The organism is Rhodobacter sp. CZR27, from assembly GCF_002407205.1.
GTDB lineage: Bacteria > Pseudomonadota > Alphaproteobacteria > Rhodobacterales > Rhodobacteraceae > Cereibacter_A.
Window position 1 is genome coordinate 74,956 of sequence record NZ_CP023550.1, and the last position, 16,711, is coordinate 91,666.

A 16,711-nucleotide genomic window follows, 5' to 3' on the forward strand; every position below is an offset into this window, starting at 1 on the left:
CACCCGCTCAGGTGCCGGAAGTCTCCGGTGCCGCGGGCTCGGGGGCCGCGTCCCTGCGCCCCATCCGGCCCTCGCCCCGGGCGGCGGCGGCCCGGCGCAGGGCGGCGCGCCGGCCACCCCCCTTGCGCATCCAGGGGGGCAGCACGCCCTGCATCATGTGCTCGTGATGGGCGACGGCCTTCTCGATGCGGTCGTAGTAGAACAGTTGCCCTTCATGCAGCACCGCGCCCGAGGTGCAGAGCTTCTTCAGCAGCGGCATCGAATGCGAGACGATGACCGCCCCGCTCCGCTCGAGCCGCTCGCGCAGGATCGCGTTGCTTTTCGCGCTGAAGGCCGCGTCGCCCACCGCCGTCACCTCGTCGATCAGGTAGGTGTCGAAGGGCACCGCCATCGAGGTCCCGAAGGCCAGCCGCGAGCGCATCCCCGAGGAATAGCTGCGCACCGGCAGGTGGAAATGCTCGCCGATCTCGGCGAAGTCGCGCACGAACTCGATCATCGCCTCGGTGTCGACGCCGTAGAGGCGCGCGACGAAGCGGACGTTCTGCGCCCCGGTCAGCTCGGGGTGGAAGCTGCCCGAGAAGCCGACCGGCCAGGAGATCGTGCCGGTCGAGACGATCTCGCCACTGTCGGGCAGCATCGTGCCGGCGATCATCTTCAGAAGGCTCGACTTGCCCGCGCCGTTGCGCCCGAGAAGACCCACGCTCTCGCCGGTGGGGAAGGTGAAGTTCAGGTTGCGCGCCACCACCTTGCGCGTCCCGTTCAGGACATAGCTCTTGGAGACGTTGCGCAGTTCGATCAAGGGCCGGCCTCCCTGGCTCAGCGCCGGTCGCGCACGCTGTAGTAGATCAGCAGCCCGATCGACCAGACGAGAAGCGCGAGGCCGCCGGTCAGCAGGCTGAGCAGGCCGCGCTGCGGATAGAGCGATTCCTCGGCCAGCGTCGGGCGGACATAGGCCGCGATGTAGCGGCTCATGCGCTGCGCCTCGGCGACCGCGGCGTCATAGTTGGTCAGCGCCGCGACATAGGCCTTCTCGGCGAATTCCAGATCGACGCTCAGCCGTTCGTATTCGCCCACGAGGGTGGAATAGTCGCTTTCCTTGCCGTCCGCCCCGCCGCCCATGCCGAACTTCTCGCGCTCGCGCTGGATCAGCTCCTCGATCACCGCGATGCGGCGCTCGTTCTGGGCGATGCGGGGGTCGTTCGGCTGGGTGGTCTGGCGCAGCAGGTTGATGTCGATGCTGGTGGCGGCCAGCTGCTGCTGCAGCGTGTTGAGCAGGCCCATCTGGCCCTGGATGTCGGCCTTCGGATCGACGATCTGGGTGCGCGAGCGGAACTCGGTCAGGGCGACGCGCTGGTCCCGCAGCCGCTCGATGGACTTGTCGAGCTCCTCCTTGGCGTAGCGCGTGGCATCGGCCCGGGCGATCGCCGAGAGGTCGTTGATCATCCGGGTCGACTCGTCGAGGATCAGCTGCGCCACGGTCTGGGCGTCCTTCGGGTCGAAGGCATGGACGCGCAGCTCGAGCAGCCCCGTGGTGCTGTCGTAGCTGATGCGGACCATGTCCTGCCAGTACTCGACCAGATCCTCGATGCCGCGGTCTGGATCGAAGGCGAAGACCGGGTCGAAGGCCGGCTTGGAATAGATCGCGCGCAGGTCGACCGTCGCGTCGATCCGCTGCACCAGCTCCTGGCTCTGGATGAACTGGTAGAGGATGTCGGAATCCGAGGCCTCGCCCGTGCCCGAAAGCCCGAGGCTGCCGAGGCCGCCGAGCAGGTCGAGCGCCGAGCTCATGTCCTCGGACCGGACCGAGAAGCCCACGGTCGAGGTGTACTGGTCGTCCGCGACGGCGAAGAGATAGAGGCTGGCCGCGAGAGTGGGGGCCACGACGATGCCGAGGAAACTGGCCAGGATGCCGTGGTGGCGCAGCCGGGCCGTGGCGGCGGGGGCGACGGCGGGGATGCTGAAGTCCTGCAGCATTGCCGCCTTCGCCGCGGCCCTGGCACGGCCCGGACCCCTTGCGGGGGTCGCAGGCTCCGCCCCGCGGGCGGCGACCTCCGGGGCGGGAGCGGTGAGCGGCGGCATCCGCGGCGGAACCGGGGGCACCTTCGCCTGGGCGGGCTGGATCGTCCCCGCGGCCTCGCGCGCCGCTGCAGCGGCCCCGGCCCCGCGTGGCCCTGCGGCCGCCTGCCCCCCCGCGGGCCGCGGCCGCTGCAGCGGCGCAGGCCGGGCGGCCGGCGCTGCCTCGGGCGCGTCGGGCGAAGCGGAGGGCTGGGAGGAGCGCAGGTCTGCAGGGGTCGCCTGCGGCACCGACGGCTTGGACGCGTTCACAGGGGCGGTTTCGCTGGCTCGGGATGGATCATCAGGGGCAAGGTATGCCAGCTTTACATGGCTGGGTGCAAGTGATGTTATGCCGGCCGCCGCCGGCCCGGCGAAGGGCGGCGCTTCCAACGGACGGAACGCAGAAGATCATGGTGACCCTCTCCGGCCTTCTCTCGGGGCGTGGCTTCGTCTGGGGCCGCTCGGTCCTGTCGCTGATGCTGCGCGAGATGGCCACGAGCTATGGCCGCTCGCCCGGCGGGTATCTCTGGGCCATCGCCGAGCCGGTGGGCGGGCTTGCGCTGATGACGATCGTCTTCTCCTTCGTCCTGCGCACGCCGCCGCTGGGCAGCAACTTCGCCCTCTTCTACGCCACGGGCTTCCTGCCCTTCACCTATTATGCCTCGCTCACCTCGAAGCTCGGCCAGGCGATCCGCTATTCGAAGCCGCTCCTCGCCTATCCGACGGTCAGCTATTTCGACGCGATCCTCAGCCGGTTCCTGCTGAACACGATCACCACCCTCGTGGTCTTCGTCATCGTGATGAGCGGGATCATCGCGCTCTACGATCTCAACGTCAGCCTGAACATCCCGGCCATCCTCGAATCCTTCGGCATGGCGGGGGCGATCGCCCTGGGGGTGGGGACGCTGAACTGCTATCTCTTCAGCGTGGCCCCGGTCTGGGAGCGGGTCTGGTCGATCCTGAACCGGCCGATGTTCATCCTGTCGGGGATCTTCTTCCTGCTCGAGACCACGCCCGAGCCCTTCCGCTCGATGCTGTGGTTCAACCCCCTCGTCCATGTCATCGCCAAGATGCGCGAGGGGTTCTACTCCACCTATGACGCGCGGCTGGCCTCTCCGCTCTATGCCTATTCGGTGGCCCTCGTCTGCCTGTTCTTCGGCATGCTTCTGCTGACGCGCCATCACCGCATGCTTCTGAACGAAGGCGCCTGACCGGGCGGGTTTGCGTCCCCCTGAGGCTGTTGCTAGGAAGCGGCCGTTCACCCTGGAGATGGCCATGTCCGAGTCCGTACCCGCAACCCTCCGCCGTCTGATCAGGCTGGCGAGGGTGATGACCCTGACTCCGTCGGAGCGGCGCTATCTCCGGGCGATCCGCAGGAGCGGCCTGTTCGACCGCACCTATTACCGCGGCGCCTATCCCGGGCTGAACCCGCTCTACCTGCGCTATCCCGAGAAGCACTACATCGCCTATGGCGAGCGCATGGGCTACCGGCCCAATCCCGATTTCTCGCCCGAGGCCTATCTGCGCTACCACCCGGACGTGGCGGCGGCCAGGGTCGCGCCCTTCCTGCACTATATCCGCATCGGGCATGCGGAGCAGCGCCTGACCAAGGACCTGCCCGAGGTCGTGGTGCTTCCCGCGACCGGCCTGCCGCAGATCCGCTTCGAGCAGGGCCGCGCCACCGCGCCCCATGCGGTGGTGGTGCATGTCTACTATCCCGACCTCTGGCCGGAATTCGCCGAGCGGCTGCGCCGGCTCACCCTTCCCTTCGACCTCTACGTCACCCTGACCTACCGGGGGGACGAGACGGACGAGCTGGCCCGGGCGATCCGCGCCGAGTTTCCCGCGGCCTTCGTCACGCCGATGCCGAACCGCGGGCGGGACATCCTGCCGTTCCTCACGCTGCTCAACGCGGGCGCGCTGGACGGCTACCGCGCCGTCTGCAAGTTCCACACGAAGAAGTCGCCGCACCGGCAGGACGGCGACATCTGGCGGCGCCACCTGATCGAGGGGATCCTGCCCGAGAAGGGGCTCGAGGAGAAGCTCGAGGCCTTCGTGAACGACCCCACGGCGGCCTTCTGGGTGGCCGACGGCCAGCACTATACCGGCACCGAATGGTGGGGCTCGAACGTCGAGGCGACGCGCCGCCTGCTGCAGCGCATCGAGATCCCGATGGAGCGCGACAGGCTCTCCTTCCCCGCCGGCTCGATCTACTGGGTCAAGCCGCTGGTGCTGGGGCTGCTGCGCAGCCTGCGGCTGCGCCCCGAGGATTTCGACCCCGAGGAGGGCCAGGTCGACGGCACCATCGCCCATGCGATCGAGCGGGTGCTGGGCTACCTGGCGGCCCGGGCCGGGCAGAAGATCCTGCAGACCAGCCAGATCCGCCCCGGCGCGCTGCCGGCGGCCCCGGCGCGGCCCGCCTTCGTCAGCGCCTTCTACCTGCCGCAGTTCCATCCGGTGCCCGAGAACGACGCCTGGTGGGGCAAGGGCTTCACCGAATGGCGCTCGGCCGTGCTGGCGCAGCCCGCCTTCGCCGGGCACCTCCAGCCCATGCTGCCCTCGGACCTCGGCTTCTACGACCTGCGCGTGACCGAGGTGATGGGCGAGCAGGCGCGCCTCGCCCGCTCGGCCGGGATCGACGCCTTCTGCGTCTATCACTACTGGTTCGACGGCCGCCGCATCCTCGAGGCGCCGATCGACCGGCTGATGGCGCGGCCCGGGATCGACTTCCCCTTCTATCTCTGCTGGGCCAACGAGAGCTGGCGGCGGAACTGGGACGGCCTCTCGGGCACGGTGCTGCTCGAGCAGACCTATGCCGAGGGCTTCGAGGCGAAGCTTGCCGCCGACACCGCGCCCTGTCTGCGCGACCCGCGCTATGCCCGCCCCGACGGGCGCCGTCCGCGCTTCGTGATCTACCGCCCCGAGGACATGCCCGACCCCGAGGCGAGCATCGCGCGCCTGCGCGAGGCCTGGCGGCGCGAGGGGATCGGCGAGGTCGAGCTGGGCGCCGTGCGCTTCCATGTCGAGGGCGCCCATCCGGTGCCCGAGGGGGTCTTCGACTTCTGGGTCGAGATGCCGCCGCACGGGCTGGTGAAGGGGCCCGACTTCCTGTTCGGGGGGCCCGAGGGCAACCGGATGCCGGCCGAGATCGATCCCGCCTTCAGGGGGCTGGTCTATGATTATGCCTCGGTCGCGCGCCGGGCGCTGTCCGAGACCTATGTCCGTACGCTGCCGAGGAACACCATCGCCGGCATCATGCCGGGCTGGGACAACACCGCCCGCCGCGGGGCGGCGGCCCATGTCGCCTATGGCGCCAACCCCGCCACCTTCAACCTCTGGCTCGAGGGGGCGCTGGCCCGCCGCGTGCCGGCCTCCTATCGCCGCGAGCTGTTCGTGAACGCCTGGAACGAATGGGCCGAAAAGGCGGTGCTCGAGCCGAGCCTGACCTTCGGCGATCTCAATCTCCAGGTGATGCGGCAGCATCTGGGGGCGGCGGAGCCCGCCGCCCGTCCCGCGGAGCCGCCCGCGCAAGGCATGAGGTCGAACTGAATGGCACGGGTCGTTCTGCACATCGGGACGCACAAGACGGCGACCACCACGATCCAGGACATGTTCGCGCACAATGCCGCCCTGCTGCGGCAGCACGGCGTGATCTACCCGCGGCTCAGCCGGGTGGCCGGGCACCACGGGCTGGTGATGGAATGGAACCGGCTGCCCGAGATCTATGCCGTCCCGAACGGCAGCATCGAGACGCTGAAGCAGCTTTCGAAGGACTATGCCCATGTCCCGGGCACGCTGTTCCTCAGTTCCGAGGAATTCTCGCGCGGCAAGCCCGGGGCGCGGGTGGATTTCCGCGCCGTGCGCGAGCTGCTGTCGGGGTTCGAGGGCATCTCGGTCGTCTGCGTCCTGCGCGAGCAGTGGCAGTTCATGCAGTCGATCTATCTGCAGGCCTCCAAGGAGCGGCAGCCGCCCAAGCCCTCGGTCATGATCCAGTCGGTCCTGAAGCAGGACATGACCGACGGGCTCTGGACCGACTACAACCTGCTCTACGATCACCTGCTCGAGGCCTTCGCCCCGGAAGAGATCGCCTTCCTCGACTTCGACACCTGCCGGCGGCATCCCGACGGCATCGTGGGCGCGATGCTCGATCATCTCGGATGCGGCCTGTCCGGTGCGTCCCTCCAGGTGGTGCATGGCGGGCAGTCGAACGTCTCGCCCCTGTCGTTGCCGACATGGGCGGCCTGCGCCATCTCGGAACCGGACCGCGCCCCCGCCTGGCTGATCGAGAGCACCACGGGCGCCTTCCGCGCCGAACATGGCGAGGAGGCGACGCCCTGCCTCTGGACCCGGGGCGAGTTCGCGCAGCTGACGACCTATTCCCGGCGGCGCAACGACCGGCTTTCCGAGCGGGTGAAGGCCGTCCAGCCCGACTTCCGCATCAGCCAGAGCGAGCCGGGCGAGACGGTGGTCTTCCGCGACGGCCTTGCGGCCTCGTTCTGGACCCGGTGCTGCCGCTGGATGTACCGGGCCCGCAAGCCTGCCCTGAGCGGCTGAGGCCACGGTCGGCCGGACCCGGGAGGCGCCACGAGGGTCCGGCGGCAGAGGACCCTCGGCGCTCGGGGCGCGCGCCCGTCAGGACCGGCGCGACAGGACCTGCGTCACCGCCCGCATCGGGCGCGTCACCTTCCAGGACGTGCTGGACAGGATCGCCGCGTGGCGGGCCTCCATCTCGGCGACATGGCGCCGGGCATGGGCGAGTTCCGTCTCGAGATCACCTGCGTGCCGTTCCAGTTCGGCGACATGCGCAGTCTTGTGCAGCAGCTGATGCTCCAGGTCGGCGAGCTGCCGCTCGACCAGCGGCAGCCGTTCCCGCGTCGCCAGCTGGGCGGCCAGCCCGCGCTCCATTTCCGCCGCGAGCCGGCGGGTCATGGATTCCAGATGCTGCGAGGCATGGCGCAGCCGGGCCTCGCACTCGGCCTGCGCCTGACGGGCGCGTTCCAGCTCTTCCTGCAGGGCCGCCCTCGCGGCCGCATCGCTCGCCAACTGGCCCCGCAGCTCCGCGATCTCCTGCTCCCGCAGGGTCAGGCTGGAGCGGAACTCCTCGATCTTCGAGCGGGATTCGACGGCGCGGCCCAGCATGTCGAGCATCGGCATCGCCCGCTCCACCTCGGCGCGGATCGCATCGAGCGCCGCCTGGTCCCCGGTCGCCTCCCCGTCGTCCGACCAGCGGCCGAGGATCCGATAGGGCTCGCGGATCCAGTCCGGCAGGCTGGCCGCTCCCCGGTCGTCGCCGGGCCGGAAATGGCGCAGCTCGGCCGACAGGAAGTCGTCGATGGCGGGGGCCGCCGTCTCGAGGCTGCGGGGCAGGTGCAGCCCGAGCCCCTCCGCGATGCGCTGCACGGTGGCGCGCCAGTCCGACAGGAGCGAATCATACGAGACGAAGATGCGCTCGTCCCGGCGCGTGCCGGCCTCGGCCTCGAGGACGTGCCGCAGCCAGAGCAGATGGCCGCGTGCCTCGGGCCAGCCTTCGCGGCGGGTGAGCGAGGCCGCCACCTCGGAAGGCGCGCGGTGGGTGCAGACGAACAGCGGCCGGAAGCCCGCGTCGGCCAGCACCTGCTTCCAGAACGGCAGCAGGCGGCAGATCCGGGGATCCTTCAGCACGATCAGGCTGGAGCGGCCGAATTCCTCGGTCAGGACCTCGGCCGCCCGGGCGCGGAACTCGGCGAAGCGGGGCGAGAGGTACCATTCGTCGTTGAAGGCGGTCCAGTCGTCCCAGGACGAGCCTGCCGAGGCCAGGATCGCGTCGTTCAGGTAATAGACCTTGAGGGATTCGAAATGGCCCCGGGGATTGGCCTCGGTGGGGGGCATCAGGTCCTGCGGCAGGTCGCAGCCCATGTGGCCGAGAACCCCGGCCAGCGCCGAGGTGCCGGAGCGGTGCATGCCGAGGACGACGAGGGCGATGCGGGGCGGAGGAGCCTGGTCGAGCGGCATGGATGTTCGGTAACCTGTTCTCTTAGGAAAGTCTTCGAAGCAGATCGACGGCGCAGGCGGTGTCTTCGGCTGCCAGGCGGTCCGTCTCGACTATGCTGCTTGCGACAAGTTCTTCAAGCGCGGCATATGATTGCATCGCCGTTCTCGTCAGATCCCTTTCCGAGCCGATCTGGATGGCCCGGGGATCGGCCCGGTCGGGGAGGCTTGCGCCCAGCCGTTCCTCCATCCAGTCGAGATCGGCCCGGTTGGCCTCGAGCACCGGCGTCCAGAGTTCCCCGGAGAAGTCGAACTTCCGGCGTCCGATGGTCCGGAGCCTGCTGATGAAGTCCGCGTTCCTCTGCAGCGCGCCCAGGAAGCCCGCCGGGAAACCCTCTCCCCGGCTGCGCTGGAGATAGAGCAGCGCCGTCGCCTCGGCGCTCAGCGAGGTGTTGGCCTCGGGGCTCTTCCCGGCGGGCGGGGCGAGGCCGGCCAGATGCAGGAAATCGGCCACGACGTCGCCGTCCCGAAGCCGGTCCCGGTCGTAGGGGCGCAGGGTGACATTCTCCCGTCCGAACAGTTCGTCGAGCCGTGCGAACCGCTCGCGGTATCCGGGCCAGAGCGAGGCCACGTCCAGGGTCGAGATCCGTCCGCCCTTCAGGAGCTGCTGGAAGTGGCTCGCCGCAAAGGAGCGCGGACTGCGGACATAGCCGATGACCCGGACCTCCCTGGCGCGGTCCCGCAGGAAGGCCCGCAGGCGGTGCAGGGCACTGTCGCAGGCGTGGGTGGCCATCCCCTCGCCCGAGAGGATCAGCGTCCCGTTCCGGCTCGCGGCACAATCCTCCTCCAGCGAGGCGAGCCATCGCTGCTTCATTGCCGGCAGCTTCGCCATGAAGGCGGGCCCCCGGGCGGAAAAGCCGTGGTAGTCGCCCAGGCGCTCCTCGTCCTGGAACAGCAGCCAGACGAGCGTGGAATGGTTGGGTTCCGACCAGCGGGCAAGGGAGACGCCGTGGCCGAGGTCCGTCCCGTGCAGGTGCCGCTGGATCGAACTCGACCCCGTCTTCGGCATGCCGACATGCAGGATCATGCGCATCCCGTGCCTCCCCGTCCCTCTCCGCGTTCCCCTGCGGCTGTCGTGCCTGCACGGGCCTCGTCCGTTTCCGCCCCGGCCCGGCAGGGGATGCCCCGGCGCGAGCGGGGGCTGTCTTCTCCGGCCGGATGCCCGACCGGAATCCGGCGACCTCAGTAGCAGAGCCTTCGCAGCAGATCGAGGTTGCGCACCAGGGTCGCGACCGAGGGCGGGCCGGATGCCAGCCGTTCAAGCAGGATTTCCTGCACTGCCGGCTGGGCCTGCAGGGCAATCCGCGTCAGGTCCGCCTCGCCGCCGACCTGGATCGCCTCGGGATCGGCCCGGTCGTCCAGGGAGACGCCCAGCCTGTCCTCCATCCAGTCGAGATCGGCCCGGTTCTCCTCGAGCACGGGAGCCCACAGGCTGTCGGCGAAGGCGAACCTGCCCTGACCGATGGACCGCAGGCTTTCGACGAAGGTCCTGTTCTGCCTCTGGGCTCCCCTGAAGCCCGAGACATGGCCCTCGCCCTGGCTGCGCTGCAGGAAGAGGAGGGCCGTCGCCTCGGCGCTCAGCGAGCGGTTGGCCTCTCCGGAACCGCCTTGAGGATAGGGAAGGCCGGCCTCGCGGATGAAATCCGCCACCACGTCCCCATGAAAAAGACTCTTCCGGTCATAGGGGCGGAGGGTGACGTTTTCCCGGCCGAACAGCGTATCGAGCCGGGCGAACCGCGTCTGGTATTGCGGCCAGAGCGTCATGATGTCCAGCAAGGTCATCCCCTTGTCCTTGAGGATCTGCTGGAAGGCGCTTTGCGCAAAGGAGCGGGGGCTGCGGACATAGCCGATGACGCGGACCTCATCGGCCCGGGCCTGCAGGAAGTCGTGCAGGCGCTGCACGGCCGTCCCGAAATTCGGTCCCGACACGGCCTCGGCCGAGATGACCAGCGTCCCATCCCGGCAGGCTTCGCAATCCTCCTCGAGGGAGGCCATCCATGTCCGCTTCTGCTCGGGCAGGCTCGCGATGAAATCGGGACCACGAATCCTGAAGCCGCGGTGGCTGCCCACAAGCTCCTCGTCCTGGAACAGCAGGAGGAAGAGGCCGGAGTGGTTGCCGGAGTTCCACCGGGCATAGCGGACCCCCTCCGCAGGGTCCTGCGCGAAAAGGTGGTCCTGGATCGAGCTCGACCCGGTCTTGTGCATGCCGACATGCAGGATCACGCGCATCCCGGACCCCCTCAGGCTTGGCCGGGCGGCTGGGTGGCGGGCTTCATCTCCTCGACCCGCTGTTCCAGTGCCCGGATCCGGTCGGCCTGCTGCATCACGATCTGCAGGACGTGCTCCAGCAGCCGGTCGCGCAGCGCATCGGCGGCTGGGGTCTTCGGCGGGCTGCCCTCGTCCGCCAGGAGGTCGATCCCGAAGGTCTCGCGGATGTAGTCGAAGGGGGCGCGGTTTTCCGCGATGGCGGCCTCGGTCCCGTCATAGCTGAAGGAGTCCTTCAGCAGATCCTCGATCCGGGGCGTCTTCGGGAACCGCAACCCCTGGAAGGCCGCGTTGAACAGATGGGGCAGCGCGCTGTCCCGCTGCCGGTTGTTGTAGAGGGCGCGCAGCATGCTTTCCCCGGCATCGGTACGCTCCAGAATCCGCGCCTCGGGGATGTCGATGGCGAGCCCGAGCTGCGCGCCGAAATCCGCGACCACGTTCACGTCCTTCCGGAAGGGGCGAAGGGTCAGCAGGTCGGAGAACGTCTCGCCCCAGACCTGGATGGCGGCGTAGGACCGGACGAGCTGGGGGGCGACCGCGGCATAGGGACGGATCGGGCCGGGATAGGTCTTGTGGTAGATCGACCACTGCATGTAGGCCGAGGGCAGCCATTCGCGCGGGTTGCGCACATAGGCGATCAGCCGGACCGTCGCGTGCTTGCGCAGGTCCTCGATGAAGGGGCGCATCTGGGTGCCCTGCGCGAAGGTCCCCTCGTTCGACAGGATGAAACGGTCGATGCCGGAGGCTTCGGCCCGGCGCTTCAGCGTGTCCAGGAAGCGCCCGGCGTGAGTGCGCATCTCCTCGGGAGTGGATCTGAAGAAGGCCGCCTGGCCATCGTAGCCGAGAAAGCGCCTGTCCGCCGCGTCGAACCAGATGCCCAGGTAATCGACGCCTTGCCGGGCAAGGCGCTCGCGGTTCTGCCTGAGCGCGTTCTGGATGGACGAGGTTCCCGTCTTGCCCATGCCGATATGCAGGATGATTTCCACGACGTCATGACCTCTTGTAGGGGTGACGCCCCGAAGGCGCCGCCCGGTCTGCCAGGGGGGACTGGAAGGCTCCGGGATGTGACGGGACGGTGCCGCAGGGCCGGCCCCGGCCCGGGATGCCGTTCCCGGCCCTCCTCATTCCTGCGCTCCGGGCGACGTGCCGCCCACCTGTTCCCGCAGCCCGGCCACCTGCCGGCGCAGCTGCACCAGCTCTTCCGACAGGGCGAAGATCAGCTTCAGCATGAGCTGGTCCATCTCCCAGGAACTGGGGTGCCGGGCCGGACGCGGGGGGCGTTCGAAGGACAGGGGCGGCTCGCCCGTGCGGCGCAGAAGGGCGTCTATCCGCTCGATGTCGTCCCTGCGCTCCTGCACCAGCTGCTGCAGGGCCTCGGCCGAGGGGGCGAGCTGGTCCAGCGGCGGCAGCGTCGCGTTGTTCTGGTCGTGCCGCTCGAGCAGGGTCCGGATGGCGTTGAAGGCATGCGGAGGGACCTGCGCCCTGCGCCGGCCGTTGTAGACCGCCTGGGTCACCATCAGCGTCCGGTCGGGCGAGATGTTGTCCTTGACCGTGGGCAGTTCGCCAAGCCCGTTCCGGTTCAGGAAGTGATGCACCACATCCGCGGCGGCGTCGAAGTTGAAGACCTTGAAGGCGGGGCCGAAGGCGCCGTCCCAGGCTGCAAGCGCGGGAGCGAAGCGGAACTGGCGGTCGCCGAAGGTCTCGAGCCAGGAGGCGAAGTCCCGCACCGGCCCCTCGTAGCTCTTGTGCTTCAGGCCCCACTGGGCATAGGCGCTCTGGGCCCATTCGTCGTGGCGGCGCACGTAGCACTGGACCTCGATCTCCAGGCCGCGATCCTGCAGCGCCAGAAGTGCCCCCAGCACCCAGCGGCTGCGGGTGAAGAGCCACTCGTTGCTCCAGATCGCGGTGCGGATCCCGGCGGCGGCGAGCCTGTCGGCCTCGTCTCCGAGAACCCGCAGGAGCTGGGCATTGGCCTCCTCCGGCGGGGTGTCCTGGAAGAAGGCGTTCGATCCGGTCTGGACCTGCCAGCGCGGCCGCTCGGCGGTGGCTGCATGTTCCAGCATCAGGCCGAGATACTGCACGCCCTGGGCCGCAAGCCGGTCCCGGGCGGCCTCCAGGCTCTGCTGGATCGAGGTCGATCCTGTCTTGCCATGCCCGACATGGATGACCAGCTTCACCATCTCACACCCTTTTCTGGTCCAGCTTGTGGACGAAGACCGAGTCGAGCCCGCTGGCGGTCGTGATCGCCGGCCAGAGGCGCTCGACCAGATGGAACTCGGTGCCGTCGTTGGCAATGGGTTCGTTCGGCCAGGGGTAGCCGGGCCCGAAGAGCGCGTTCATCGCCTCGACCACCTGGCGGCGGACCCAGAACATGTTGCCGACCGGGAAGAGCAGCGGGTTGTCGGGCAGCGGCCCCGGCAGGCGGGGCTCGACCTTCGGCAGAAGCGCGCGCGAGGCGTTCCAGGGGATGTGGTAGGGGTCGAAGGGCGCGACGAGCCCGGTGCCGGTTTCCGCGATCCGCAGCACGGCATCCGAGATCCCGGCCTCGTCGCCCAGCAGGATGCGCAGCAGGAACTGCCGCCAGACATCGCCGCTGTCGGTGGTGGCGAACGACTTCTTCTGGTGCAGGTGGCACCAGATCTCGTCCTCGCCCGCCAGCCCGCCGGGCAGGAACAGTTCCATGAAGGGCAGGATGTCCCGGCCGCGGTTGGGCACGATCGCCACCTCGGGCACGAGCCCCTCGGCCGCCATGAGGGCACGGATCTCGCAGGCCTTCCGCTCGCTGTCGGTGGTCACGACGATGCGCCGGGCCAGGCGATAGGTGAAATGGGCGCGGATGTCCTCGGCCAGGTCGTCGGTGTAGAAGGCATGGACATGGATCGAGAAGGGCGGCACCGCGGCCACGTCGGTCGTCGTGGCATAGGGGGCGAGCCGCAGCCTGCGGTGGACCCAGTTGTCCGAGGCCTCCAGCGCGGCCTCGGCCGTCCCGATGTCCCGCCAGACCAGGCGCCGGCCGTAGCGCAGCATCTTCTCGCGCTCGCGCACCCGGAAGGCCGCGTGGTCCTCGCGCGGGAAGAGCATCGGCACGTCGATCCGGCTCGCGCCCCGCACGAAGTACCGCTGCGCCCGCAGGCGGGCCTCCAGCCCGGCGCGGATACCGGCGAAGAGCCGCTCCTGCGGCGCGGGCGGGGCGGGGCGGTCCAGCCCGGTCTTGCGCGGCAGGCCGAGCAGCGCCGTGGCCGCGGCCTCGGGATTGGCGTATTCCACCGGCAGGATGTGGTCCGAGCGGCGGTAGACCGCGTCGCCGAACCCGCTCGCCCCGTCGAACAGCACGATCCGGCAGCCCGCGTCCAGCGCGTCGAACACCACGTTCGGCAGAGGGTCGAGCCGGGACGAGACGAACATCGCGTCCGAGGCCGCCAGCACGTCCGGATAGGCGGGGCCGGCGGGCAGCAGGAACAGGTTGCCCTCGGGTTGTCCGGCGCCGACCTGGCGCAGGTGGTAGTCCATCCAGACGCCGAAGCCCATGTCCTCGGGGTTCAGGCCGTCGCCGATCCAGAGGAAGACCGTGTCGGGATCCCGGGGGCGGCAGATCTGCGCCGTCATGGCGAAGATGTCGGAGCCCTTGCGCCATTGCAGATGGCCCGCGCCGCAGACCAGCCGCACCTGCGAGCAGTCGCGCCCGATCAGCGCCGAGATCCGCCCGCGCGCCTCGGCGATGCGGGCGGCGTCCACTCCGCCCACGGCGAAGCCGCGCTGCGGCAGGACCATCGTGTCGCGGCCGATGTCGAACTCGATATCCTTCAGCCGGCCGGTCCAGCTGTCGCGCACATGGTCGGAGGAGAAGATCAGAAGATCGGCGAAGAGGGCGGTGAAGGTCGATTTGTAGGCGGGGAAGGTGTAATCGGCATATTCATGCACGTAGGACGCGAAGGGGATCTCGCGCGAGACGAGGAAGGGCACGAAGGCGAAGCATTCGACCGAGTTGAGGATGGCGAAGCCGATCCTCTGGAAGATCTCGCCGGTGCAGTAGGGCAGTTCGTCGAGCGGCTGCGAGGTGACCACCAGATCGCAGACGTGATCGAGGAAGCTGTCGAGCAGCGGCCCGTCGCGCAGGGTGGCCAGGATGACGTTGTGCGTCTCGGCCGCTTCCCGGGCGAGGTCGAGCCCGACGATGGGCGCCCCGGTGCGCGACAGTTCATGCACGGCGATCAGGCAGGTCGGAAGATCGGGATTGTAGGGCCGCCGCCCCGGATGCCGCGCCTCGCGCAGCGTGGCCAGCGTCCGCCGTCCCTCGCGCGCGCCGTAGAGCAGATAGTGCCGCAGCGGATCCATCCCGGTGCGGGCGATGTCGGGATGCCAGTCGAGATAGGCCCGCATCGAGAAGTCCGACACCGCGAGATCCGCCGGCTCTCCGGTCCGGATCAGTTCGCAGACCAGGTGGCCGGCATCGGGCTGGCCCTCGGCGATGGCCGCCGAAAGCGCGGGATCGGTCGTCAGCCTGGCCAGCACCTCGTCGATGGCCGGCGCTTGCGCCTGCAACTCGCGATAGAAGGTCTGCGCTCCGGGTCGGCGCGGGTCGGTGCGGAAGTCCGGCCGGAGGGCCAGCACCTCCGCGGGGGCATGGCGGCGCCAGAGAAGGTCGAGGTCGGTCATGCTCCGGGATCCGGGAAGGTGGTGCGAAGAAGGTCGACCGACAGGGCGTCATCCAGCCCGCGCCCCTTCAGGAAGCGCAGGAAGTGCGGCAGCAGCGGGCTGGAGGCGACCATCCCGCCCATCCTCAGCAGGCGCAGCCGGCCGGATCCGTCCAGCTCGCTGCCGATGCCGTAGGGCTGGGCCCGGCCGCGCCGGGCTTCCCCGGCGATCTCCGCTTCGGCGGGGGGGCGGTCGAGGAACAGCAGCGGGCGCCCGATGTCGAACAGGTGGTGGCCGAGCCAGCCGGGCAGGTCCGCGAGCATCGCGAAGGCGCCCGCCGGCGGCTCCAGATGCTCGATCACGATCATGGTCCGGTTCAGCCGAGAGATCGCCTTCTGAGAGAGTTCCGCATCCGGCAGGACGATCAGGACATGCGGTTCCGGCCATTGGGCAAATGGCGCCGGATCCGGCACTCCGGCGAATGCCCTCGTCGTCACTGTCAGCATGTATGGTCTCGAAAGGCCCGGGGAGGCGGCGGCTTAGCGTGAATCGGGACGTTGATACCGACCCTCCCGCAGCGCGTCCACCACAATTCGAGGGCCTGGCCAGTCACATTTCTGCGGCGCAGAAAAGGTTGACAGAACCTTTACGGCAGAGCAAGCGGAAGCGATAAATTGCCGCGGAAGTTGTGCTGCGGCCGGAATGCGAGAGGGTGGCGTGAAGGTACTGGTGATCGGCGGATGCGGCTTCATCGGCTCGCATGTCGTGGATGCCCTGGCATCGGCGGGCCTTCGCGTACGGGTCTTCGACCGCCGGCCCGAGGCGTTCCGGGCCCCGCTCCCGGGCATCGAATACGTGCTGGGCGACCTCGGCGATCCGGCCCAGGTGTTCGAGGCGATGAACGATGTCGAGGCGGTGATCCATCTGGCCAGTTCCACCGTGCCTGCCACCTCGAACCTCGATCCGGTGGCCGACATCGAGGGCAATCTGGTCGCGGCGGTGCGGCTTCTGGGCCTGATGCGGGCGGCGGGCAAGCGGCGGCTGGTCTATCTGTCCTCCGGCGGCACGGTCTATGGCGTGCCCCGCACCGACCCGGTGACCGAGGACCACCCGCTGTGCCCGATCAGCTCCTACGGCATCGTGAAGGTGGCGATCGAGAACTACATCCGCATGGAAGAGGCGCTGCACGGGCTCCGCCCGGTGATCCTGCGCGCTTCCAATCCCTACGGGCCGCGCCAGGGCCATACCGGCATCCAGGGCATCATCGGCACCCATCTGTGGCGCACCGCGCGCGGGGAGCCGGTCGAGGTCTGGGGCGACGGCAGCGTCGTGCGCGACTTCATCCATGTGCGCGACCTCGCGGCGCTCTGCCTGCGCGCGGTCGAGACCGACGTCTGCGGCTGCTTCAACGCCGGCAGCGGCAGCGGTGTCTCGGTCGCCGAGATCGTGCGGGGCATCGACCGGACGGTTCGCGCCTCGGGCGGGGAGGCGGTCCAGCCGCTGCACCGGCCCGGGCGGGACTTCGACGTGCCGCGCGTGGTGCTCGACATCTCGAGGGCGCGCCGGGCCTTCGGCTGGGAGCCGCGGATCGGGCTGGACGAGGGGCTGGCCGAGACCTGGACCTGGGTCCGGGCCCAGGTTTCGGGCCAGGCAGCCGCGACGGACACCCTTCGGGCCTGACGGGCGGAACCGCCCGGCCGGCCTGCGCCCGCGGGCGGGGCGGTCGGGG

General features: G+C 69.4%; 13 protein-coding genes. 4 read left to right on the forward strand and 9 right to left on the reverse strand.

The window, feature by feature from the left end; translation table 11 throughout:
• Positions 1–7: 7 nt before the first annotated feature.
• Positions 8–799, reverse strand: coding sequence for an ABC transporter ATP-binding protein (locus CK951_RS20205; protein WP_232520813.1), 792 nt, complete (start codon positions 797–799; stop codon positions 8–10).
• 17 nt (positions 800–816) lie between these two features.
• The gene (locus tag CK951_RS20210) at positions 817–1,956 is read right to left on the reverse strand and encodes a sugar transporter (RefSeq protein ID WP_096788093.1); all 1,140 of its coding nucleotides are present in this window, start codon (positions 1,954–1,956) and stop codon (positions 817–819) included.
• Positions 1,957–2,465: 509 nt separating this feature from the next.
• On the opposite strand from CK951_RS20210, the gene CK951_RS20215 reads away from it, so the two are divergent.
• The 3 genes from CK951_RS20215 to CK951_RS20225 all read left to right on the forward strand — a co-directional run bounded on the left by CK951_RS20215 (position 2,466) and on the right by CK951_RS20225 (position 6,609).
• On the forward strand, positions 2,466–3,266 hold the full coding sequence (locus CK951_RS20215) for an ABC transporter permease (RefSeq protein WP_096788022.1): 801 nt from the start codon (positions 2,466–2,468) through the stop codon (positions 3,264–3,266).
• A gap of 118 nt (positions 3,267–3,384) precedes the next feature.
• The gene (locus CK951_RS20220) at positions 3,385–5,604 is read left to right on the forward strand and encodes a glycoside hydrolase family 99-like domain-containing protein (RefSeq protein ID WP_232520815.1); all 2,220 of its coding nucleotides are present in this window, start codon (positions 3,385–3,387) and stop codon (positions 5,602–5,604) included.
• Positions 5,605–6,609, forward strand: coding sequence for a hypothetical protein (locus CK951_RS20225; protein ID WP_096788023.1), 1,005 nt, complete (start codon positions 5,605–5,607; stop codon positions 6,607–6,609).
• A 78-nt stretch (positions 6,610–6,687) separates the two neighbouring features.
• Here the strand turns inward: CK951_RS20225 and CK951_RS20230 are convergent, their stop codons facing one another.
• The 7 genes from CK951_RS20230 to CK951_RS20260 form a co-directional block, all read right to left on the reverse strand.
• Complete coding sequence (locus CK951_RS20230; RefSeq protein WP_096788024.1) at positions 6,688–8,046, reverse strand: sulfotransferase family protein; 1,359 nt, start codon at positions 8,044–8,046, stop codon at positions 6,688–6,690.
• 22 nt (positions 8,047–8,068) lie between these two features.
• Positions 8,069–9,115 (reverse strand): hypothetical protein, encoded by a 1,047-nt coding sequence (locus CK951_RS20235; RefSeq protein ID WP_096788025.1) that lies wholly within the window; start codon positions 9,113–9,115, stop codon positions 8,069–8,071.
• Positions 9,116–9,264: 149 nt separating this feature from the next.
• Positions 9,265–10,311 carry a hypothetical protein gene (locus CK951_RS20240; protein WP_096788026.1) on the reverse strand — a complete coding sequence of 349 codons (1,047 nt, stop codon included), beginning with the start codon at positions 10,309–10,311 and terminating at the stop codon, positions 9,265–9,267.
• An 11-nt stretch (positions 10,312–10,322) separates the two neighbouring features.
• On the reverse strand, positions 10,323–11,333 hold the full coding sequence (locus CK951_RS20245; RefSeq protein ID WP_096788027.1) for a polysaccharide biosynthesis protein: 1,011 nt from the start codon (positions 11,331–11,333) through the stop codon (positions 10,323–10,325).
• A gap of 135 nt (positions 11,334–11,468) precedes the next feature.
• Positions 11,469–12,527 (reverse strand): hypothetical protein, encoded by a 1,059-nt coding sequence (locus CK951_RS20250; RefSeq protein WP_096788028.1) that lies wholly within the window; start codon positions 12,525–12,527, stop codon positions 11,469–11,471.
• A gap of 1 nt (position 12,528) precedes the next feature.
• Complete coding sequence (locus CK951_RS20255) at positions 12,529–15,003, reverse strand: rhamnan synthesis F family protein (RefSeq protein WP_096788029.1); 2,475 nt, start codon at positions 15,001–15,003, stop codon at positions 12,529–12,531.
• A complete protein-coding gene (locus CK951_RS20260; RefSeq protein ID WP_096788030.1) occupies positions 15,000–15,488 on the reverse strand; it encodes a hypothetical protein in 489 nt (162 codons plus the stop codon). The genes CK951_RS20255 and CK951_RS20260 overlap by 4 nt, the downstream gene beginning before the upstream one ends.
• A gap of 211 nt (positions 15,489–15,699) precedes the next feature.
• On the opposite strand from CK951_RS20260, the gene CK951_RS20265 reads away from it, so the two are divergent.
• Complete coding sequence (locus tag CK951_RS20265; protein WP_096788095.1) at positions 15,700–16,662, forward strand: NAD-dependent epimerase/dehydratase family protein; 963 nt, start codon at positions 15,700–15,702, stop codon at positions 16,660–16,662.
• Positions 16,663–16,711 lie beyond the last annotated feature (49 nt).